This window comes from Faecalibacterium sp. IP-1-18, assembly GCF_023347355.1.
Classification (GTDB): Bacteria; Bacillota; Clostridia; order Oscillospirales; family Ruminococcaceae; genus Faecalibacterium; species Faecalibacterium prausnitzii.
The window spans coordinates 1,566,520-1,584,910 of sequence record NZ_CP094472.1 but is presented as its reverse complement, the minus strand read 5'-3'; the positions used below and the strand labels follow the sequence as shown (position 1 = coordinate 1,584,910).

Genomic DNA, 18,391 nt, shown 5'->3' with positions numbered 1-18,391 from the left:
TTTTACACGGTTTGCTGTTTGTTTTTGCGGCACTGATGCTCTGTTTCGGCCTGTTTTTATGGAAGGCGGCGCTGGAACTGAACGCACCCGCAGAATCCGCAGTCTCAGTCTCAGCGGAGGACTTTCGCCCTGTGGTGGGCGACCCGCCGTACCGTGTGGCAGTGGACGCCGGACATGGCGGCAACGACCCAGGCGCAAGGGGAGTAGTCGAGGAAAAACAGGTCACAGCAGCAACGGCTGCTGCGCTGCTTCAGTGGTTAGAGCAGGACCCGAATTACATTCCGCTGCAGACCCGGGAAAGCTTTGATGCAACCGCCACGCCTGCCCAGCGTGCAGCCGTAGCCAGCGCTCAAAGCCCGCAGCTGCTGCTGTCCATCCACGGCAACTCCGCAGCCAATGGCTCTACGGCAGCCGGGTTTGAATGCTATCCGGCAGTGCCCGGGCGTACATGGCATCAGGAAAGTTTTTATTTTGCAAAACTGCTGGCCGGTGGAATGCAGAGCATCGGCGCAAGGCTGCGCGGGCGAGGGGGAGTGCGTTACATTTATTATCTGGAAAACGACCAGAAGCAGCTGGTGGAGAATACCTACACGCAGGTTCGGCCTGAGCGCAGCTTTACGCTGCTGGAGGATGTGGATTGTCCGGCAGTGTTGGCAGAGCAGTGTTTTGTGACGAACGATGAGGATGTGGAGCATTTTGGCAGTGAACAGGGCTGCAAGACTGTGGCACGCATTTATTACGAAGCCATCTGTACATACTTCGGCACAGAACCGCTACCGGTGAAATGAACATCGCACCACCAAAGGAAAAGAAACGATACTGCAGGCATAAGTTGAACGCTTGAACATGCTGGTAATACGTCCAGCGGCGCAGAAGCGGGCATGTGTAAACTGAATAGCATCCACAGAAGCTGCCGAAAATCTGACAGAAAGAGAGAAGGGCAGCTTCTCTTTTTAATTGTACATGTTTCGTATAATGCACGTTATGCGAAACTTAGGGAAGTGAAAAATGCCCATTTCCCGGATTTTTGGCGTTCCAGCCTCAGCTGGCTCATTTTCGGGCTTAGTTCAGCCGTTCTGCACATTCTGCAATTTTTATCATATTTTATGGTTTTATTTGTCTCATGCTTACAGATGCTTCCTGTGTTATGTGCTGCTGCATCGGTTCATTTGTAATTCATTTTATTCCAGTAAGCATCCAGTAAGCATCTAGGTGCTTGCTTTATAACATTTGTTTTTGTGTAGACATTACGTTGCGCGTTTCTATGGATGCTCCTGTATGTATTGCTGCTGACTGCTTATAATGTAAATTATAAAGACCCATGACGTTATCCGGTCAAGCCGGATCGCGCCATAGGTCTTTGAATCGTCTCAGACGTTTTGTGCAGGTTTAAGTATCGATCTATGAATCGTTGGTTTCTTCGTTGGACATTGCCGAGATATCTGCCCGGAAGCCATCCTGTGCAGCGCCCTCAAAGGCCGCCATAGGGCCGGACGGCTCAGAAGCGTCCTCTCCCGCTGGGTCATTTTCAACAGATGTCTCCCCTGCTGCATCTGTTGTATCCAAACTTGCTTTTGCAGCATTGATGGGTAGTACCTTGCCCAGCGGGTTTTCCTCAATGGCAGAGCGCACCTGAAATTCTTGTAAGTGCGTATAAATTTGTGTTGTTCCCACACTGCTGTGCCCCAGAAGCTGCTTGAGGGTAAGGATATCCACATTGCCGGTCTGATACATCAGCGTTGCGGCGGTGTGCCGCAGCTTATGGGTGGAAAAGCCCTTCAGCCCCGCAGCCTTCATTGCACCGGAGATCAGCTGTTCTACTCTGCGGTTCGAAATACGTTCCTTGCGCATACGGGTAATAAACACCGCTTTTTCCTTGGGTGAAAGTCCCTCCATGGTGTTGCGCTTGCGCAGATATAGTTGCAGTGCCTCCACGCAGGCATCATTCAGGTAGACCATACGCTCTTTATGGCCTTTGCCGAACAGGCGGATCTGACGCTGCTCTAAATCGATGTCTCCAAGGTCCATGCCTACCAGCTCTGCAAGACGCATACCGCAGTTGAGGAACAGCACCACCATGCAATAATCCCGCTCCGGGAAATCGCTCTGGGTCTGGGTGCTCTCCAAAAGCGAAATGGATTGCTCTGCCGTCAGGTACTTGGGCAAGACCTTATCCTGTTTGGGCGGGCGGATGGCCGCCGTAGGGTCCTCGGATAAGCGGTTGACCTGATTGACCAGATAATCATAAAAGCCGTGCAGACTGGCCAACCGCCGGGCGGTAGAGGATTTTTTGTTGCCGCACTCCCGGTTCAGAAAATACAGATATTCGTAGATATCCTCTTTTGTTATGCTGCCCCAGAAGGCCGTATCCAGCCCCTTGGGATCGATCTCTTTGAATTCTGCATCCGTGGCCACAAGCCCGCGGCGGCGCTTCATAAAGCGGCTGAAGGAGCGCAGGTCACAGTAATAACTGAACGCCGTATTGGCACTTTTGCCGGCGATCACTTCAAGATAACGCACATATTCTACAATATCCGGCGCGGCATCCTCAAAGGGTGCGTGTTTGCCGGGGTTTCTTTCGTCCAGATAAATCGACATAGGTTCCTCGTTTCATCACAGGCGGTCATTTTTTAGCGCATTGATGGCATCTGCGATATACGCTGCACCGACCAGCTTCATGCCGGGATAATCTGCGGCATTCAGGTGTGCAAGGCTGTGCTTTGGGATAACAGCCCGCTCAAAGCCGATACGCTCAGCCTCGTGCAGGCGCTGTTCCAGATTGGGCACACTGCGCACTTCCCCGCCCAGACCTACCTCACCAATGGCGATAAGCTTATCGCTGACCGGGCGGTCCAGCAGCGAGGAGACCATGCTCAGGCAGACTGCAAGGTCGCAGGCGGTATCCCGCAGTGCAATGCCGCCCACTATATTGACATAGACATCCAGATTGCCAAAGAAGTACCCTGCCCGCTTTTCCAGCACGGCGATCAAAAGGTTCATGCGGTTATAGTCGTATCCGCTGCAGGCGCGACGGGGTGCCGGAAAATTCGTCTTGGTGGCAAGTGCCTGTATCTCGCTCAGGATGGGACGACTGCCCTCCATGGTGCAGGCCACGCAGTTGCCGGAAACCCCCAGCGGACGTCCTTCCAGCAGCATCTGGGAGGGATTTTCGATCTCGGCAAGCCCTGTGCCGGTCATATCGAACATTCCCAGCTCATTGGTGGAGCCATAGCGGTTTTTGGCTGCCCGCAGAATGCGGTACGGCAGCATCTTGTCGCCCTCAAAGTAGAGCACCGTATCCACGATATGTTCCATGACCTTGGGGCCTGCAATTGCGCCGTCCTTGTTCACATGACCCACGATAAACATGGGAATCTCCTGCTTTTTGGCTACCGCCAGCAGCCGGGCGGCACTCTCCTTCACCTGACTGACCGTGCCGGACGAGGACGAGATATCCATGCAGCGCATGGTCTGGATGGAGTCAATGACCACAAGGTCCGGCTTTTCTTTTTCGATCAGACCGCAGATCTCATCCACGTCATTTTCCGCCGCCAGAAAGATGTTATCCTGCGGTACCTTCAGCCGCGCTGCCCGCAGCTTGACCTGCCGGACAGACTCCTCGCCAGTGATATACAGCACGCTGTGCTGATTGGAGATGGCACCGCACAGCTGTAACAGCATAGTGGATTTACCCACGCCAGGCTCACCGCTCAAAAGAACTACACCGCCCAGCACGATACCGCCGCCCAATACGCGGTCCAGCTCCGAGATACCGGTCAGGATGCGGCTTTTTTCCTCCGTGGTGCTGATCTCTGACAGCCGCCGGGCGGTCAGGGTGGTCACGCCCTCCTGACGAGCCGCGGCAGCCTGACGGGCGGCAGGAGTCCCCGCCTTTGGCGCTTCAGCAACAACATCCTCGTTCATGGTATTCCAGCTGCCGCAGCTGGGGCATCGCCCCATCCAGCGGGGGCTTGTCTCTCCGCAATTGGAGCATACATAGACGGATTTTAGTTTCATGTCTGTCCCTCATTTATTATGGTCTTTTGTTATTGTAACACACTGCGCCAAAACCCGCAAGAAAAGGATGCCATTTACAGGCGGCTGCCCAAATACGAAAGTCCTGCCGCTGCACCGCAAAGCGGCAGCAGCACCACCATGGTCAGCAGATACTGCCCCAGCAGTGCCTGCACCCCGGGGCGGGCTTGTCCGCCGGGATGCTTGCGGAAAGAATATGCGTGGATTCGGCTGCTGACCTGCAAAGCGCAGGCCCCGAAAAAGCACAGACAACCGCTTGCTGCTGCCGCCGGTAAGCCTGTCCATAGCAGCGCCGGAAGTATTGCTTTCCACCCACCAGCTGTGCATAGCTGTACCATAAGCAGCCCGCTGCCCAAGCCGTACAACATCATATTGCCAAAGATCATTACAGGGCCAAGGGCAGACAGCCCCAATACCAGAAATAGGCTGACCACAAGGCCGAGTGTCAGGTATTCCATGCCGAAAAGCTGTACCGCTCCTTGCATACTGCCCGGCGCAAACAGCCTTTGCCACGCTTCCAGATAATACTGCAGCAGTTCTGTCTGCCGGGCATCGCATACGGCCTGCAATACACCGGCTGCCGTACACCCCACCAGAAACGCCGCAGCTAGCAGCCAGCAATCCTGGGTGGCGTGGCGCTTTGCCGGGATGCAGGGCTCTTTTTGCGTCAATTGCTCTGCCGGTTCAGCTGCCTGTGCCGGTACAGGCGGAAGGGCAGACTCTGCTGTTTGCACCGGTAGGCCGACCGTCTGCGGCAGCAAAGAAAAGTTTTCTTCTGATTTTGTCTGTTCATAGATCCACATACGCTGTTTTCTCCCTCTGATGGATTCGATTTGCCGGATCGATCAACGAAGCGTGTGTCTGCGACTGCGCAGGGTGACTCCAAGAAGCCCACCAATGCAACCGCAGAGTAGCACCGCCAGAAGGCGGCATACCACAGCAGGCTCAGCGGCTGTGCCGTTCCATATAGCAGAAAGCGCCAGCGGCACTGCCAGAAATGTACTTTGGAGCAGTCCGGTCAGCAGACCGCGCGCCTTTTTACGAAACGCTGCCGTCAGTGCACACAGCAGGCTGCCCATGCACACGGCTGTTGTGGCAAGTATCGGCACTACACTGCCGGAGCAGCCCTGCCCGGCCATCAGCTGCGCAAAACATGCCAAAGCTGCCGCCGTTACAGCTACCCCCAGCACCCCGAAAAGCAGAAACGAAAGAAGCTCCGCCGGGAAACCTCGAGACTCAGACATAACAAAACCGCCTCCCTGCACATAGTCTATGCAGGGAGGCGGTTCATGTATGCACGGTGTAAACGCTTACTTCTTGTCGGCAGGAGCCTTGTCCATGTTCAGCTTTTCGACCGAAGAGATCGCAGACTTGGTGAAGCGGATCTTCACGCGGTCAGCGCCGGTCTCCAGAACAAAGGTGTCATCCTTGATGGCGACAACGCGGCCAATGACACCACCGATGGTGGTGACCTGATCGCCGATCTCCAGACTGCTGCGCATAGCGGCATCCTTCTTTTCCTGCTTCTTCTGAGGACGGTAGATCATGAAGTACAGCAGGACCAGCATCAGTGCCAGCGTGAAGAACAGGCTGATATAGCCTTCGGACGTGGTAGTCAGAAATTGCATGGGGCAAAATCTCCTCTCAAAAATTCAGATAATGCTATTATACCCTCTTATCAGCCTTGTTGCAAGGCTAAAGTTTAAATTCGGGTATCCAGAAGTTTAACGTATCTGTCATGGAAGGCGGTAAAGGTGCCGGCATCCAGTTCGTCCCGGATACGTTCCATCAGATGATTGTAGAACCACAGATTGTGCATCACGGTCAGGCGCATACCCAACATCTCATCTGCCTTGAGCAGGTGCCGGATGTAGGCGCGGGAATAGTTGCGGCACACCGGGCAGCCGCAGGCGGGATCAATGGGACGCTCGTCCCGCTCATACTTGGCATTCTTGATGTTAATGATGCCGCTCCATGTATTCAGGTGGCCGTGGCGGGCATTGCGGCTGGGCATAACGCAGTCAAACAAATCCACACCACGGGCTACGGCCTCGATGATGTTGCCGGGAGTGCCGACACCCATCAGATAGCGGATCTTGTCCTTGGGCATGTGCGGTTCCACCTGACTGATCATCTCATACATCACTTCGGTGGGCTCGCCCACAGCCAGACCGCCGATGGCGTAGCCGTCCAACTCCAGCTCTGCAATCTGCTTCATGTGCTCCACGCGCAGGTCTGCATAGGTACAGCCCTGATTGATGCCGAACAGAAGCTGATCCGGGTTGACCGAGATACCCTCGTGCTTCAGGCGTGCCATTTCGGCCTTGCAGCGCTTCAGCCAGCGGGTGGTGCGTTCGCAGCTGTCCTTGGAGTAATCGTGCTGGGCGGGGTTCTCTACGCACTCATCAAAGGCCATGGCGATGGTAGAGCCCAGATTTGCCTGAATCTGCATGCTCTCCTCGGGCCCCATAAAGATGCGGTGCCCGTCCAGATGGGAGGCGAAGGTCACGCCCTCCTCGGTGATCTTGCGCAGCTTTGCCAGACTGAACACCTGAAATCCGCCGCTGTCGGTCAGGATAGGCCCGTTCCAGCGGGTAAACTTGTGCAGGCCGCCCATATCCGCTACCAGCTTGTCGCCGGGACGCAGATGCAGATGGTAGGTGTTGCACAGCATGACCTGCGCGCCGATATCCTTCAGATCCTGCGCCGACAGGCCGCCCTTGATGGCACCAGCGGTGGCAACGTTCTGGAAGGCAGGGGTCTGCACCGTGCCGTGCACGGTTTTGAACTCGCCCCGCCGGGCGCTGTGCTCCTGCTTGAGCAGGGTGTAAGTCGTCAAAGAAGGCATGATTATTCGTTCCTTTCTGCGCACGGAAAACAGCCGTGCAGCCTCGATGCAGGCCACGAGCCTGCAAGTTATCAGAATGATCACAGCAGCGGTCTGCCGTAATTGTAAAGGGAGCGGCGGATGCAGATCGCATCCTTACCTTTCACATACAAATATCGCAAAAAGCGCGAATTTTGTATCAGACTATCAGCATAGCATCGCCAAAGGAGAAGAAACGGTACTTCTCTGCCACAGCTACCTCATAGGCGTGCATGGTCTTTTCGTAGCCGTACAGGGCGGACACCAACATGATCAGGGTGCTCTCCGGCAGATGGAAGTTGGTGATCAGACCGTCGATGCAGTTGAACTTCACCCCCGGGTACAGGAAGATGGAGGTGTTGCCGCTGCAAGCCTTGATCTCGCCGTACTTGGCAGCGGCAGCCTCCAGTGTGCGGCAGCTGGTAGTGCCCACAGCGATGACCCGGTGGCCTGCGGCCTTGGTCTCGCGGATGCGCCGGGCGGTCTCCTCGCTGATGGAGTACCACTCGCTGTGCATCTTATGGTCGGAGATCTCGTCCTCCTGCACAGGTCGGAAGGTGCCCAGACCAACGTGCAGGGTGACCTCGGCAATGCCGACCCCCATGGCGCGGATGGTGTCCATCAGCTCCGGGGTAAAGTGCAGCCCGGCGGTGGGAGCAGCTGCGCTGCCCAGCTCCTTGGCATAGACGGTCTGGTACTGGCTCTGATCCTCCAGCTGCTTTGTGATGTAGGGCGGCAGCGGCATCTTGCCAAATTCATCCAGCTTTTCATAAAGCGTTTCGGTATCATAATAGAATGTAACGTACTTGTTGCCGTCCTCCATGGTCTCGTCCACCACAGCGGTCAGGCTGCCGTCGCCAAAGCTTACCTTTGTGCCGGGCTGCATCCGCTTGCCGGGCTTTGCCAGGCACTCCCACTGGTCGCCCTTCACCTGCCGCAGCAGCAGCAACTCGCATACGGCACCGGTAGGTTGCTTGACGCCCACGATGCGGGCGGGCAGAACCTTGGAATTATTCACCACCAAAAGATCCCCCGGCTCCAGAAATTCCGGCAGGTCGCGGAACACCTTGTGCTGGATGCTGTCGTCCTTTTGGCTCAGAACCATCAGCCGTGCCGCATCCCGCGGGGACGCAGGTTCCTGTGCAATGAGCTCTTTGGGTAAATCATACCAAAAATCTTTTTTTAACATACTGTGCATTTGCCTTTCCGATGATTGACACGGACAACGTATCAATGATATTATAGAATCTGTATAAACAGTATCTATTATATTGCATCGCTGTCCGGTTTGCAAGCCGTGTTGTGCACAATGATAAGATTTGCTGTTTGTTTTTTTGAAAGGAAAGGTGCTGGAAATGGATAGACAGTATAAAGTGGGTATCGTAGGCGCAACTGGCATGGTGGGTCAGCGTTTTGTGACTCTGCTGGAGAATCATCCCTGGTTCAAACTGACCGTGCTGGCTGCATCCGGCCGCAGTGCGGGCAAAAGCTATGAGGATGCAGTGGGCTCCCGCTGGGCCATGACTACTCCCATGCCGGAGAGCGTGAAGAAGATGACCGTTCTGGACGCTTCCAAGGTAGAGGAAGTTGCTTCGCAGGTGGATTTTGTTTTCTGCGCTGTCAATATGCCCAAGGACGAGATCAAAGCACTGGAGGAAGCATACGCCAAGGCAGAGTGCCCGGTGGTCTCCAATAACAGTGCCCATCGTTTCACCCCGGACGTTCCCATGGTGGTACCTGAGATCAATGCCGACCATATCGAGATCATCCCTGCCCAGCGCAAGCGTCTGGGCACCAAGCGCGGTTTCATCGCCGTCAAGTCCAATTGCAGCCTGCAGAGCTATGTGCCTGCCCTGCATCCCCTGATGAAGGACTTTGGCGTGAGCAAGGCGCTGGTGTGCACCTATCAGGCCATTTCCGGTGCTGGTAAGACCTTTGACCGGATGCCTGAGATCGTGGACAACGTGATCCCCTACATCGGCGGCGAGGAGGAAAAGAGCGAGCGCGAGCCGCTGAAGCTGTGGGGCCACATTGAGGGCGACCAGATCGTCAATGCCGAGAAGCCGGTCATCACTGCACAGTGCTTCCGTGTGCCTGTTTCGGACGGCCACACCGCAGCCGTGTTCGTAAGCTTTGACAAAAAGCCCACCAAGGAGCAGATGTTGGAAGCTTGGGCGAACTTCCGCGGCCCTGCACAGGAACTGAACCTGCCCAGCGCTCCCAAGCAGTTCCTGCACTACTTTACTGAGCCGGATCGTCCGCAGCCCAAGCTGGATCGCAACACCGAAAACGGTATGGCAGTGTGCATCGGCCGTCTGCGGGAGGACACCCTGTTTGATTACAAGTTTGCCTGCATGAGCCACAACACCCTGCGCGGTGCTGCCGGCGGTGCTGTGCTGCTGGCCGAGCTGCTGGCAGCAAAGGGCTATATGGACTAATGCCTGAATTTTTGCGCGATACACGCAGCAAAGGAGTTTTTTACTATGAAGAAGCCTGTCTTTACCGGTGCGGGTGTTGCTATCATCACCCCGATGTACGAGGACGGAAGCATCAACTTTGACGAGTTGGGCCGCATTATCGAGGATCAGATCGCCCGCCACACCGATGCCATCATCATCTGCGGCACCACCGGCGAGTGTTCTACCATGACCGACGAGGAGCAGCTGGCCGCCATCAAGTTCACCGTGGATACGGTCAATCACCGCGTACCGGTCATTGCCGGTGCCGGTTCGAACGATACCGACCACGGCTGCGCACTGGCAGCAAAGTCTGCCGCCTGCGGTGCCGATGCCCTGCTGATGGTCACCCCCTACTACAACAAGACCTCGCAGGCCGGTCTGGTGGCGCACTTTACCGCCATGGCTGAGGCCGGCGGCATCCCGGTCATCCTGTACAATGTACCCTCCCGCACGGGTCTGAACATTGCACCCGAGACTGCTCTGGAGCTGAGCAAGCACCCGCTCATCAACGGCATCAAGGAGGCCTCCGGCAACATTTCTCAGGTGGCCAAGGTGGCTGCACTGTGCGGTGATGCGCTGAACATTTACTCCGGTAACGACGATCAGGTGGTTCCCCTGCTGGCACTGGGCGGCAAGGGCGTCATCAGCGTGGTGTCCAATGTTGCGCCGGAACTGGTGCATAACTGCTGTCAGGCTTTCTTTGACAGAGATACCGCCAAGGCCTGCGCTTTGCAGCTGGAAATGCTGCCGCTGGAGGAGGCTCTGTTCTGCGAGGTGAACCCCATTCCGGTCAAGTATGCCATGAACGTGCTGGGCTGGAACGCAGGCGAATGCCGTCTGCCGCTGGTAGAGCCCAGCGATGCCCACAAGGCAAAGATCGAGCAGGCTCTGCTGGCTGCAGGTCTGATCAAGGAATAACAACAGCGTACAGAATGCCCGGGATCTTCAGCTTCCGGGCATTCTGCCATATTATAGAAATGAGGAAACAGCAATGACAGAGATCGTGATTCAGGGTATTGGCGGCCGCATGGGCCATGTGCTGTGCGATATGATCGCACAGCGGGAGGACTGCTGTGTGGTGGCCGGTATTGATATGAAGGACGGCGAGCAAAACGGCATTCCGGTCTACGACAGTCTGGAAAAGCTGAACGGCAAGGGCGATGTGATCATCGACTTCAGTTCCCCTGCCGCAGTGGAAAAGGCATTGCCCTACTGCCAGACCCACAAGCTGCCCATCGTGGTGTGCACCACCGGCCTTTCTGAAGAGCTGCAGCTGAAGGTAGTGCAGCTGTCCCGCAGCGTTCCGGTATTCAAGAGCGCCAATATGTCTATGGGCATTAATGTACTGGCAGAGCTGTGCAAGCGCGCCTCTGCTGTGCTGGGTATCAACTATGATATCGAGATCGTGGAGCAGCATCACCACAACAAACTGGATGCCCCCAGCGGAACGGCACTGATGCTGGCCGACGCCATCAACGAGGAAAATAACGGCGCGTACCACTATGTGTACGACCGTTCCTCCGTGCGCCAGAAGCGTGACCCGAAGGAGATCGGCATCAGCTCTGTGCGCGGCGGTAGCATCGTGGGCGACCACGAGGTGCTGTTCTGCGGCCCGGACGAGGTGATCACCCTGCGGCATACCGCCTATTCCCGCAGCATCTTTGCCAACGGTGCAGTGAATGCTGCGGTCTATCTGGCAAAAAAAGAGCCGGGTCTGTACGATATGGGCGACCTGATCGCCGCCTTCTGAAAAACGAGCTGCCCCGGCATACGCTGGGAGAAGAGGTGAACGATGAAGCAGGAGCCTTTAAAGCGGCGGCGTCCGGCTGCCCGTAAGCGCGGCCAAAAACAAACGCTCCAGGCGGTGGTGCTGTCGGTTCTGGCTGTGAGCGTGATAGCATTGTGTCTGGGGATCTGGACAAGGCTGCCGGGAGAAGATGTACCGGTGGGCGGCGTCGAGCCGCCGGAGGAGGTGTTATCCCCTACTTCATCTGTTGTGACCCCCGAGCCGGAACCTGAACCGCAGCCTGTGGTGGAAACCATCCGGTTTTCCGCAACAGGAGATAACCTGATCCATTCACCCATTTATAATCAGGCCGCCCGCCGGGCAGGCGAAGACGGAAAGTACAGCTTTGATTACTGCTATGAGCACATCGCTCCTTTCTATGCGAAACAGGATGTGAACTGGATCAATCAGGAGACCCTTTGCAGCGACACCCTTGCACCCTCCACCTACCCATGCTTTTCCACCCCCGGCGACTGTGCGCGGGCGCTGTACCGTGCCGGGGTGCGGGTGTTCAGCCTGTCCAATAACCACACCTATGATAAGGGCGCGTCCGGCATTGCGGCTACTCTGCAATTCTGGGAGTCCATGCCGGAGGATGTAGTCACCACCGGTCTGTGGTGCGGCGAAGAGGACTACGACCGTATCCCGCTGCAAACCGTCAATGGTGTGACCATCGCCTATCTCTCCTATACTGAGCACACCAACGGCATCCGCCAGAACAAGAATATGACAGCCAATGTCATCTACACCAGCCAGACCGATGTGATCGAGCATCAGGTGCGCTTGGCGCGTCAGCAGGCAGATTTTGTGGTGGTGGGAGTGCACTGGGGCGTAGAGAACAGCCACGCCGTCGTGGACAGTCAGCGCACACTGGCGCAGAATCTGGCAGACTGGGGCGCAGATGTCATCGTGGGCACCCATCCGCATGTGCTGCAGGATGCCCAGTGGCTGACCGCAGCGGACGGGCGGAGAAGTTTTGTCGCCTTCTCGCTGGGCAATTTCCTCAGCACCCAGAGCCACCCGGATCAGTTGGTGGGTGCGATCCTGACCTTGCAGCTGCAAAAGACCACCCAGCCGAACGGCTCGGTGCAGTGTGAAGTGCTTGCGCCGCAGCTGCACCCCACCGTGACCCATTATGATGCCGGAAAAACCAATGTGCGCACCTACCTTTTGCGCGATTACACGCAGGAATTGGCGGCAGCGCATGGTGTGCGGGCAAATTATTCTGATTTCAGCCTTGACAGGATACAAAAAATCGCGCAAAATAATATCAGTGCATCCTTTTTAGCACTTACATAAAAATGTGAAATGATTGAGCGTTGTCCGGCAACCCGGGCAGAACGGAGGACTTTTTATGTACGGAGTATCGAAGATCAATATCGAGACCGACCTGATGATGATCAGCGTGCAGGACGTAGTGTTCCGGGGCAACAGTCTGTCCCGGTATCTGGATATCTTTGCAGAGACCGGCGTGGTGGTGGATATGATCAGCCAGAGCGCTCCCCACGGCACCACCATTGATTTTAGCTTTACCGCATCCAGCAGCGATTTGCCGCTGGTGATGAAAGCAATCTCGGCAGCAAATCTGGATAAGGACGCCAAGGCTTCTCCTCTGATCAGTGTGGGTTACTCCAAGCTGAACCTGTTCGGCGAGGATATGGTCACCAGCTGCGGTGTGGCTGCGCGGGCGCTGAATGCGCTGGCTATGGCCGGTATTGAGGTGCTGCTGATCACCACCAGCGATCTGGATATTTCTCTGCTCGTCCACGCGGAAAACGAGGACGCCGCCTATGAGGCACTGAAAAAGGCATACGAGCTGTAAAAGCATAAGCCGGGGCCGAGGGGACAGCTTCCCTTTCGGCCCTGTTTTTGCGAAATGCGTAGAGACAAGAAAAACACCGCCACGGCGGCTCCTCTGCCGAAAGAAGGAAAAACGGAATGAAAGAACCTGCTACTCTTATGCACAGCATCCGGCAGCGACTGCTGGCACATTTTGAGAAAAGTGCGCTATTTGCCCCTGATGACCCAGCAATGGAAGCTGCGCCTGCGGACAGCGGGCAGTTGCTCTATGCACCGGTCTCAGGACGTATCCGCGCACTGACCCGGATCAAGGACCCTGTGTTCTCCAGTGAGGTGCTGGGCAAGGGCTGCGCTATTGAGCCCAGCTGCGGCGAGGTGGTAGCACCCGCAGACGGCATCGTGAAAAAGATCGCCAAGACCCATCATGCCATCAGTTTGCTGTGCGACAACGGCATGGAGGTACTCATTCATGTTGGCATGGACACCGTGGAGCTGAAGGGTAAGGGCTATGAGCTATTTGTACAGACTGGAGACCATGTGCAGAAGGGCCAGCTGCTCTTCCGGTTCGATATGCAGGCCATTGCAGCGGCAGGCTACACGCTGACCACCCCCGTGATCGTGACCAACAGCAGCCGGTTTGCACGGATAGAGCCTTTGCTCTCCGGCCGGGTGACTGCCGGACAGCAGCTGTTGCGCGCTAAAATGTAAAAAATGGGCCAGAAACGCCTACGGACGTTTCTGGCCCATAAATTTTATAATGCTTTTTACAGCGTTACCTTGTGGTAGATCTTTTTGCCCTTCTTAATGACGATGCCCTTGGCCAACTGTTCTGCGGTAAAGCTGACAGTGGGAGCAGCGACTTTTTCGCCGTCTGCCAACACACCGCCCTGTACTACCAGACGGCGAGCCTCGCCGTTGGAAGCAGCCAGACCGGCCTTGACCATCAGGGTCAGAATGCCGATGGCACCGTCCGTCAGATCAGCCTCGGTCAGCTGGGTGCTGGGCATGTGCTCGGTATCCATTGCGTTGCCACTGAACAGTGCGCGGGCAGCATTCTGAGCCTTTTCGGCCTCTTCCTTGCCATGCACCATGCTGGTCATCTCGTAGGCAAGAATCTCCTTGGCCTCGTTCAGGCGCTGATCCTGCCAAGTGCTCATCTCGTCGATCTGCTCCAGCGGCAGGAAGGTGAGCATACGGATGCACTTCATCACATCGGCATCGCCCACATTGCGCCAGTACTGGTAGAACTCGAAGGGACTGGTCTTGTTGGGGTCCAGCCAGACAGCGTTGCCGGCGGTCTTGCCCATCTTCTTGCCCTGAGAGTCGGTCAGCAAGGTCACGGTCATAGCGTAGGCATCCTTACCCAGCTTGCGGCGGATCAGCTCGGTGCCACCCAGCATATTGCTCCACTGGTCGTCGCCGCCAAACTGCATATTGCAGCCGTAGTGCTGGAACATGTAGTAGAAGTCGTAGCTCTGCATGATCATGTAGTTGAATTCCAGGAAGGACAGGCCCTTCTCCATGCGCTGCTTATAGCACTCGGCGCGCAGCATATTGTTCACGGAGAAACAGGCGCCCACCTCGCGCAGCAGCTCAACATAGTTCAGGTCCAACAGCCAGTCGGCGTTGTTCAGCATCAGAGCCTTGCCCTCGGAGAAATCGATGAACTTCTCCATCTGCTTCTTAAAGCAAGCCGCATTATGGGCGATATCGTCCTTGGTCAGCATCTTGCGCATATCGGTGCGGCCGGAGGGGTCGCCGATCATGGTAGTGCCGCCGCCAATCAGGGCGATGGGCTTGTTGCCAGCCAGCTGCAGGCGCTTCATCAGGGTCAGCGCCAGAAAATGGCCGGCAGTCAGGCTGTCGGCAGTGCAGTCAAAGCCGATGTAAAAAGTAGCCTTGCCGTTGTTGATCAGGTCAATGATCTCCTCATCGGTGATCTGGGCTACCAGACCACGGGCTTTCAGTTCTTCGTACAGCGTCATGGAAAAAACCTCCTGTTTTTGGGGCAGAGGAAACAAAAAACGCCCTCTGCCAAAAATGAATTTGGCAGAGGGCGATATAACTTCGCGGTACCACCTCTGTTTGCCGTTTCCTCACGGAAACGGCCTTACGAGTGCGCACCCCAGAGTAGAGCGACACTCCTGCGTCTTTAACGCTCGCACGCGGCACAGCCTACTAGCCTTACGCATTCAGCCTGCGGCTCCGGGAGGTATTTCCCCTGCCGTTCTGTGATCCCTTGCACCAACCGGGACTTCTCTGGACAGAACACTTCAGGGTACTTGTTCCCTTCATCGCCATTAACATTGTCTACTCTATCACAAGACCGCCGCCTTGTCAAGAGCTGTCCTTTCTGCAAAAATGCATTCCGCTGCATCATCCGCCGTGCTTGCGCTCCTGCAGCATTTCCCGTGCATTGGCGCGGGAAAGCTCGGTAACGTGGTCGCCGGAGATGAGGCGCGCCAAGGCCTCTACACGGCCATTTTCATCCAACGGATGGATCTCGGTATAGGTGCGCTCGTTGGACACATTTTTCTGGATGAGCAGATGACAATCAGCCAGTGCTGCAATCTGCGCCGTATGGGTGATGCACAGGATCTGATGCCCTTGCGCACTCTGACGCAGCACCTCGCCGATGCGTCCGGCAGCCTTGCCGGACACACCGCTGTCGATTTCATCGTAGATCACGGTAGGCACGGCGTCCTTATCGGCCATTGCATTCTTGATTGCAAGGGTGATGCGACTCAGCTCGCCGCCGGATGCGATCTTGGCCAGCGGCTTGGGTGCTTCACCGGGGTTTGTTGAGATGTAGAATTCAACGCTGTCCTGTCCATGGCTGGCCAGCGGACCGCGGGTATGCCGCAAGGTCATACGTACACCCGGCATATTCAAAAAGTCCAGCGTGCCGGAAATGCGGGTGTTCAGTTCCTCAAAGGCCTTCAGTCGGGTCTGGGTCAGAACCTCTGCCTTTTCCCGCGCTTTTGTGTAAAGACGCAGCTTTTCTGCCTGCAATGCATCATAGCGCTGCTGGGAATGCTGAATGTTATCCAGCTCTTCCCGGGCCTTTTGCCCGAAAGCGATCACGTCCTCCACTGTGCTGCCGTATTTGCGCTTCAGTCGGTACAAAAGATCCAGTCGCTGCTCCACCTCGTCCAGTTCTGCATCGTTGGTGTCGTAGGTGTCCAGCCGCCCGATCAGATCTGCGGCCACATCCTTGGCGTTATAGTATAAGTCCAGCAGCTGCCCGGCGGCGGCTGTAAGCGCAGGGTCTAACTGCGCAGCGGCATCCACCGCGTTGGAGGCTTCCCCCAGAAGATCCACAGCGCCTGCGGCATCATCACTGCCGGAAAGTAGCGCATAGCTCTGCGCCAGACGATCCCGGATGGCAGACGCATTGGACAGCACTTTCCGGCGGTTTTCCAGCGCCTGCTCCTCACCGGCAGTCAGCCCGGCATCCTCGATCTCCTGCACCTGATACTGCAACAGGTCGATCTTGCGCTGCTTTTCGGCCTCGTCAGTGATCAGGGCATCCAGCTCCCGCTTGACCCGCACCAGCTCCCGGTACAGGGCATAGTACTCCTGAAAAACAGTGCGGTTTTGCGCATAATCGTCCAAAATGCCCAGATGATGCGCCGGGTTGAGCAGACCCACCGAATCGTGCTGGCCGTTGATGTTGATCAGACCGCCGCACAGCTCCCGCAGAACGGCTGCCGTAGCCGGCATTCCGTTGATGCGGCAGCTGCTCTTGCCCTCGGCGGTGATCTCACGGCTGAGCAGCAGTGCTTCGGAGCGCTCGTAGCCGGACTGCTCCAGCTTATCCAGCACAGCAGGCGGCACCTGCTCAAAGGCGGCGCGGATCACCGCCTTTGCAGCCCCGGTACGCACCAAGTCCTTAGAGGTGCGGTTGCCAAGGATCGCATTGATGGAGTCGATCAAGATGGATTTGCCCGCACCGGTCTCGCCGGTCAGCACATTCAGCCCCGGTTCAAAGTGCACCTCTGCCTTCTGGATCACGGCAACATTTTCAATTTGCAGGCTGCTCAGCATGGCTTCGTTCTCCTACCGTCATCTCTGCCCCACATAACGGGTCAGCTCCGAACAAATGGTTTTAGCATCGCGCTCCGAGCGCGCAACAATTAAAAAGGTGTCATCACCGGAAAGAGTACCGACAACGTTTTTCCACTGTAAAGCGTCAAAAACCTCGCAGGCAGCATTGGCCATGCCGGAATAGCATTTTACCAACACAACATGTCCGGCGTAATCTACCCCCAGAACGGACTCGTGGAAGATGGTCTCAAAGCGCCCTTGAGTCTTGGGATTGAAGCTTTCGTTCCGGCTGGAAACATAGCGGTAGCCCTCGGTGGTGGCTGCCTTTACAAGGCACAGCTCCCGGATATCGCGGGAAACGGTGGCCTGCGTTACCTCAAAGCCTTCGTTCCGCAGGTGCTCCAGCAGCACCTCCTGTCGGCTGATGGGATGCTCCTGCACAAGACGTAGGATCGTCTGCAAACGTTCCGCTTTTGTTTTTGTATCTTCTTTGCGGCTGCGTGCCATCTTAAAAATCGCCTCCCGTGTTATTGTCTTTTGCGCAGTTTCTGGTCAATGGCCTGAAACTGGTCTGCCCGCCCAAAGGTAATAAGCTTGACGTTCTGATCGGACAGGCGGATCTCTGCGGTGGCACCCGCCTTGAGGGGGTAGCCCGTACCGCCGTCACAGCTGATAAATACTTCATCGTCTGCTACCTGCCCCACACAGACGTTCAGCTTGCGCTCCTGCGCAAATACCATGGCCGGACTGGCCAGACTGTGGGGACAGATGGGGGTCACCACGACGCCCTTGGTCTGAGAATCCAGAATCGGGCCGCCGGCTGCCAGCGAGTAGGCCGTAGAGCCGGTGGGGGTCGCCACGATAACGCCATCGCCCCGGTAGTGCTCTACCAGAATATCATCGCAGTAAATGCTGAAGTCGATGGCCTGTTGCAGGCGTCCCTTGGTCACGACCACATCATTGAGGGCGTGCCCCTCCCAGCCGTCCTGACCAAGCACCCGGGCGTATAAAAGCATCCGGTTGTCCAGCTGGAAATCGCCCCGCGCCACAGCGGCCAGCTTCGTTTCCATTTCGCCGATCTCGCAGGTAGCCAGAAAGCCGCAGCGTCCCAGATTGATGCCGAGGATGGGCTTTGCGTACCGGAGCGAAAGATTCGCTTCGTGCAAGATGGTACCGTCCCCGCCAATGGTCAGGATCACGTCAGCACGCTTCAGACACCGCTCCAGCGGCAGGTAAATGACCCCTGCCGTGTTGCAGCTTTCCCGCAGAGCATCGCTCATCAGTACAGCTGCGCCGTGGGTCAGCAGGATCTGCGCCGCACGCAGCGCGATTTCGCTGGCAGAGGTCTTGCCCGGATTGGGCGAAATGTAGATCGTCATACCGGTTTCTCCTTTGCTG

18 protein-coding genes and 1 other annotated feature are annotated in these 18,391 nt (G+C 56.4%); of the genes, 7 read left to right on the top strand and 11 right to left on the bottom strand.

What is annotated here, in order from left to right:
• Window positions 1-11 precede the first annotated feature (11 nt).
• Window positions 12-788, top strand: coding sequence for an N-acetylmuramoyl-L-alanine amidase family protein (locus tag MTP43_RS07530; protein ID WP_238057061.1), 777 nt, complete (start codon window positions 12-14; stop codon window positions 786-788).
• 613 nt (window positions 789-1,401) lie between these two features.
• Here the strand turns inward: MTP43_RS07530 and MTP43_RS07525 are convergent.
• The 7 genes from MTP43_RS07525 to queA form a co-directional block, all read right to left on the bottom strand.
• The gene (locus MTP43_RS07525) at window positions 1,402-2,598 is read right to left on the bottom strand and encodes a tyrosine-type recombinase/integrase (protein ID WP_015538503.1); all 1,197 of its coding nucleotides are present in this window, start codon (window positions 2,596-2,598) and stop codon (window positions 1,402-1,404) included.
• 15 nt (window positions 2,599-2,613) lie between these two features.
• Window positions 2,614-3,960 carry a DNA repair protein RadA gene (radA, locus tag MTP43_RS07520; RefSeq protein ID WP_015538502.1) on the bottom strand — a complete coding sequence of 449 codons (1,347 nt, stop codon included), beginning with the start codon at window positions 3,958-3,960 and terminating at the stop codon, window positions 2,614-2,616.
• 131 nt (window positions 3,961-4,091) lie between these two features.
• A complete protein-coding gene (locus MTP43_RS07515) occupies window positions 4,092-4,838 on the bottom strand; it encodes a hypothetical protein (RefSeq protein ID WP_015538501.1) in 747 nt (248 codons plus the stop codon).
• Between the two features lie 42 nt (window positions 4,839-4,880).
• The gene (locus MTP43_RS07510) at window positions 4,881-5,279 is read right to left on the bottom strand and encodes a TIGR04086 family membrane protein (protein ID WP_005925876.1); all 399 of its coding nucleotides are present in this window, start codon (window positions 5,277-5,279) and stop codon (window positions 4,881-4,883) included.
• A 66-nt stretch (window positions 5,280-5,345) separates the two neighbouring features.
• On the bottom strand, window positions 5,346-5,663 hold the full coding sequence (gene yajC, locus MTP43_RS07505; protein WP_005925879.1) for a preprotein translocase subunit YajC: 318 nt from the start codon (window positions 5,661-5,663) through the stop codon (window positions 5,346-5,348).
• 74 nt (window positions 5,664-5,737) lie between these two features.
• On the bottom strand, window positions 5,738-6,883 hold the full coding sequence (tgt, locus tag MTP43_RS07500; protein WP_015538500.1) for a tRNA guanosine(34) transglycosylase Tgt: 1,146 nt from the start codon (window positions 6,881-6,883) through the stop codon (window positions 5,738-5,740).
• 178 nt (window positions 6,884-7,061) lie between these two features.
• Window positions 7,062-8,090 (bottom strand): tRNA preQ1(34) S-adenosylmethionine ribosyltransferase-isomerase QueA, encoded by a 1,029-nt coding sequence (queA, locus tag MTP43_RS07495; protein WP_015538499.1) that lies wholly within the window; start codon window positions 8,088-8,090, stop codon window positions 7,062-7,064.
• 166 nt (window positions 8,091-8,256) lie between these two features.
• Between queA and asd the strand changes: the two genes are divergently transcribed.
• The 6 genes from asd to MTP43_RS07465 all read left to right on the top strand — a co-directional run bounded on the left by asd (window position 8,257) and on the right by MTP43_RS07465 (window position 13,654).
• The gene (gene asd, locus MTP43_RS07490) at window positions 8,257-9,339 is read left to right on the top strand and encodes an aspartate-semialdehyde dehydrogenase (RefSeq protein WP_015538498.1); all 1,083 of its coding nucleotides are present in this window, start codon (window positions 8,257-8,259) and stop codon (window positions 9,337-9,339) included.
• Between the two features lie 45 nt (window positions 9,340-9,384).
• Entirely contained in the window at window positions 9,385-10,278 is an 894-nt protein-coding gene (dapA, locus tag MTP43_RS07485; protein WP_015538497.1) for a 4-hydroxy-tetrahydrodipicolinate synthase, read from the top strand.
• 73 nt (window positions 10,279-10,351) lie between these two features.
• Window positions 10,352-11,110, top strand: coding sequence for a 4-hydroxy-tetrahydrodipicolinate reductase (gene dapB / locus MTP43_RS07480; protein WP_015538496.1), 759 nt, complete (start codon window positions 10,352-10,354; stop codon window positions 11,108-11,110).
• 42 nt (window positions 11,111-11,152) lie between these two features.
• A complete protein-coding gene (locus MTP43_RS07475) occupies window positions 11,153-12,445 on the top strand; it encodes a CapA family protein (RefSeq protein WP_015538495.1) in 1,293 nt (430 codons plus the stop codon).
• A 55-nt stretch (window positions 12,446-12,500) separates the two neighbouring features.
• Window positions 12,501-12,968 (top strand): ACT domain-containing protein, encoded by a 468-nt coding sequence (locus tag MTP43_RS07470; protein WP_005925901.1) that lies wholly within the window; start codon window positions 12,501-12,503, stop codon window positions 12,966-12,968.
• 116 nt (window positions 12,969-13,084) lie between these two features.
• Window positions 13,085-13,654, top strand: coding sequence for a PTS sugar transporter subunit IIA (locus MTP43_RS07465; protein ID WP_015538494.1), 570 nt, complete (start codon window positions 13,085-13,087; stop codon window positions 13,652-13,654).
• 56 nt (window positions 13,655-13,710) lie between these two features.
• Here the strand turns inward: MTP43_RS07465 and tyrS are convergent, their stop codons facing one another.
• From tyrS to MTP43_RS07445, 4 genes are all read right to left on the bottom strand, one after another.
• Entirely contained in the window at window positions 13,711-14,931 is a 1,221-nt protein-coding gene (gene tyrS / locus MTP43_RS07460; protein ID WP_015538493.1) for a tyrosine--tRNA ligase, read from the bottom strand.
• A gap of 64 nt (window positions 14,932-14,995) precedes the next feature.
• Window positions 14,996-15,250: a binding site (T-box leader), on the bottom strand.
• A 72-nt stretch (window positions 15,251-15,322) separates the two neighbouring features.
• Complete coding sequence (gene recN / locus MTP43_RS07455) at window positions 15,323-16,993, bottom strand: DNA repair protein RecN (protein ID WP_015538492.1); 1,671 nt, start codon at window positions 16,991-16,993, stop codon at window positions 15,323-15,325.
• An 18-nt stretch (window positions 16,994-17,011) separates the two neighbouring features.
• Entirely contained in the window at window positions 17,012-17,500 is a 489-nt protein-coding gene (locus MTP43_RS07450) for an arginine repressor (protein WP_005925916.1), read from the bottom strand.
• 20 nt (window positions 17,501-17,520) lie between these two features.
• Window positions 17,521-18,372 carry an NAD(+)/NADH kinase gene (locus MTP43_RS07445; protein WP_005925919.1) on the bottom strand — a complete coding sequence of 284 codons (852 nt, stop codon included), beginning with the start codon at window positions 18,370-18,372 and terminating at the stop codon, window positions 17,521-17,523.
• Between the last annotated feature and the right edge of the window lie 19 nt (window positions 18,373-18,391).

Coding starts and splice junctions, on each gene's coding strand:
- MTP43_RS07525 (WP_015538503.1), bottom strand. CDS start 2,598: ATGTCGATTTATCTGGACGAAAGAAACCCCGGCAAACACGCACCCTTT.
- radA (WP_015538502.1), bottom strand. CDS start 3,960: ATGGGGCGATGCCCCAGCTGCGGCAGCTGGAATACCATGAACGAGGAT.
- MTP43_RS07515 (WP_015538501.1), bottom strand. CDS start 4,838: ATGTGGATCTATGAACAGACAAAATCAGAAGAAAACTTTTCTTTGCTG.
- MTP43_RS07510 (WP_005925876.1), bottom strand. CDS start 5,279: ATGTCTGAGTCTCGAGGTTTCCCGGCGGAGCTTCTTTCGTTTCTGCTT.
- yajC (WP_005925879.1), bottom strand. CDS start 5,663: ATGCAATTTCTGACTACCACGTCCGAAGGCTATATCAGCCTGTTCTTC.
- tgt (WP_015538500.1), bottom strand. CDS start 6,883: ATGCCTTCTTTGACGACTTACACCCTGCTCAAGCAGGAGCACAGCGCC.
- queA (WP_015538499.1), bottom strand. CDS start 8,090: ATGTTAAAAAAAGATTTTTGGTATGATTTACCCAAAGAGCTCATTGCA.
- asd (WP_015538498.1), top strand. CDS start 8,257: ATGGATAGACAGTATAAAGTGGGTATCGTAGGCGCAACTGGCATGGTG.
- dapA (WP_015538497.1), top strand. CDS start 9,385: ATGAAGAAGCCTGTCTTTACCGGTGCGGGTGTTGCTATCATCACCCCG.
- dapB (WP_015538496.1), top strand. CDS start 10,352: ATGACAGAGATCGTGATTCAGGGTATTGGCGGCCGCATGGGCCATGTG.
- MTP43_RS07475 (WP_015538495.1), top strand. CDS start 11,153: ATGAAGCAGGAGCCTTTAAAGCGGCGGCGTCCGGCTGCCCGTAAGCGC.
- MTP43_RS07470 (WP_005925901.1), top strand. CDS start 12,501: ATGTACGGAGTATCGAAGATCAATATCGAGACCGACCTGATGATGATC.
- MTP43_RS07465 (WP_015538494.1), top strand. CDS start 13,085: ATGAAAGAACCTGCTACTCTTATGCACAGCATCCGGCAGCGACTGCTG.
- tyrS (WP_015538493.1), bottom strand. CDS start 14,931: ATGACGCTGTACGAAGAACTGAAAGCCCGTGGTCTGGTAGCCCAGATC.
- recN (WP_015538492.1), bottom strand. CDS start 16,993: ATGCTGAGCAGCCTGCAAATTGAAAATGTTGCCGTGATCCAGAAGGCA.
- MTP43_RS07450 (WP_005925916.1), bottom strand. CDS start 17,500: ATGGCACGCAGCCGCAAAGAAGATACAAAAACAAAAGCGGAACGTTTG.
- MTP43_RS07445 (WP_005925919.1), bottom strand. CDS start 18,372: ATGACGATCTACATTTCGCCCAATCCGGGCAAGACCTCTGCCAGCGAA.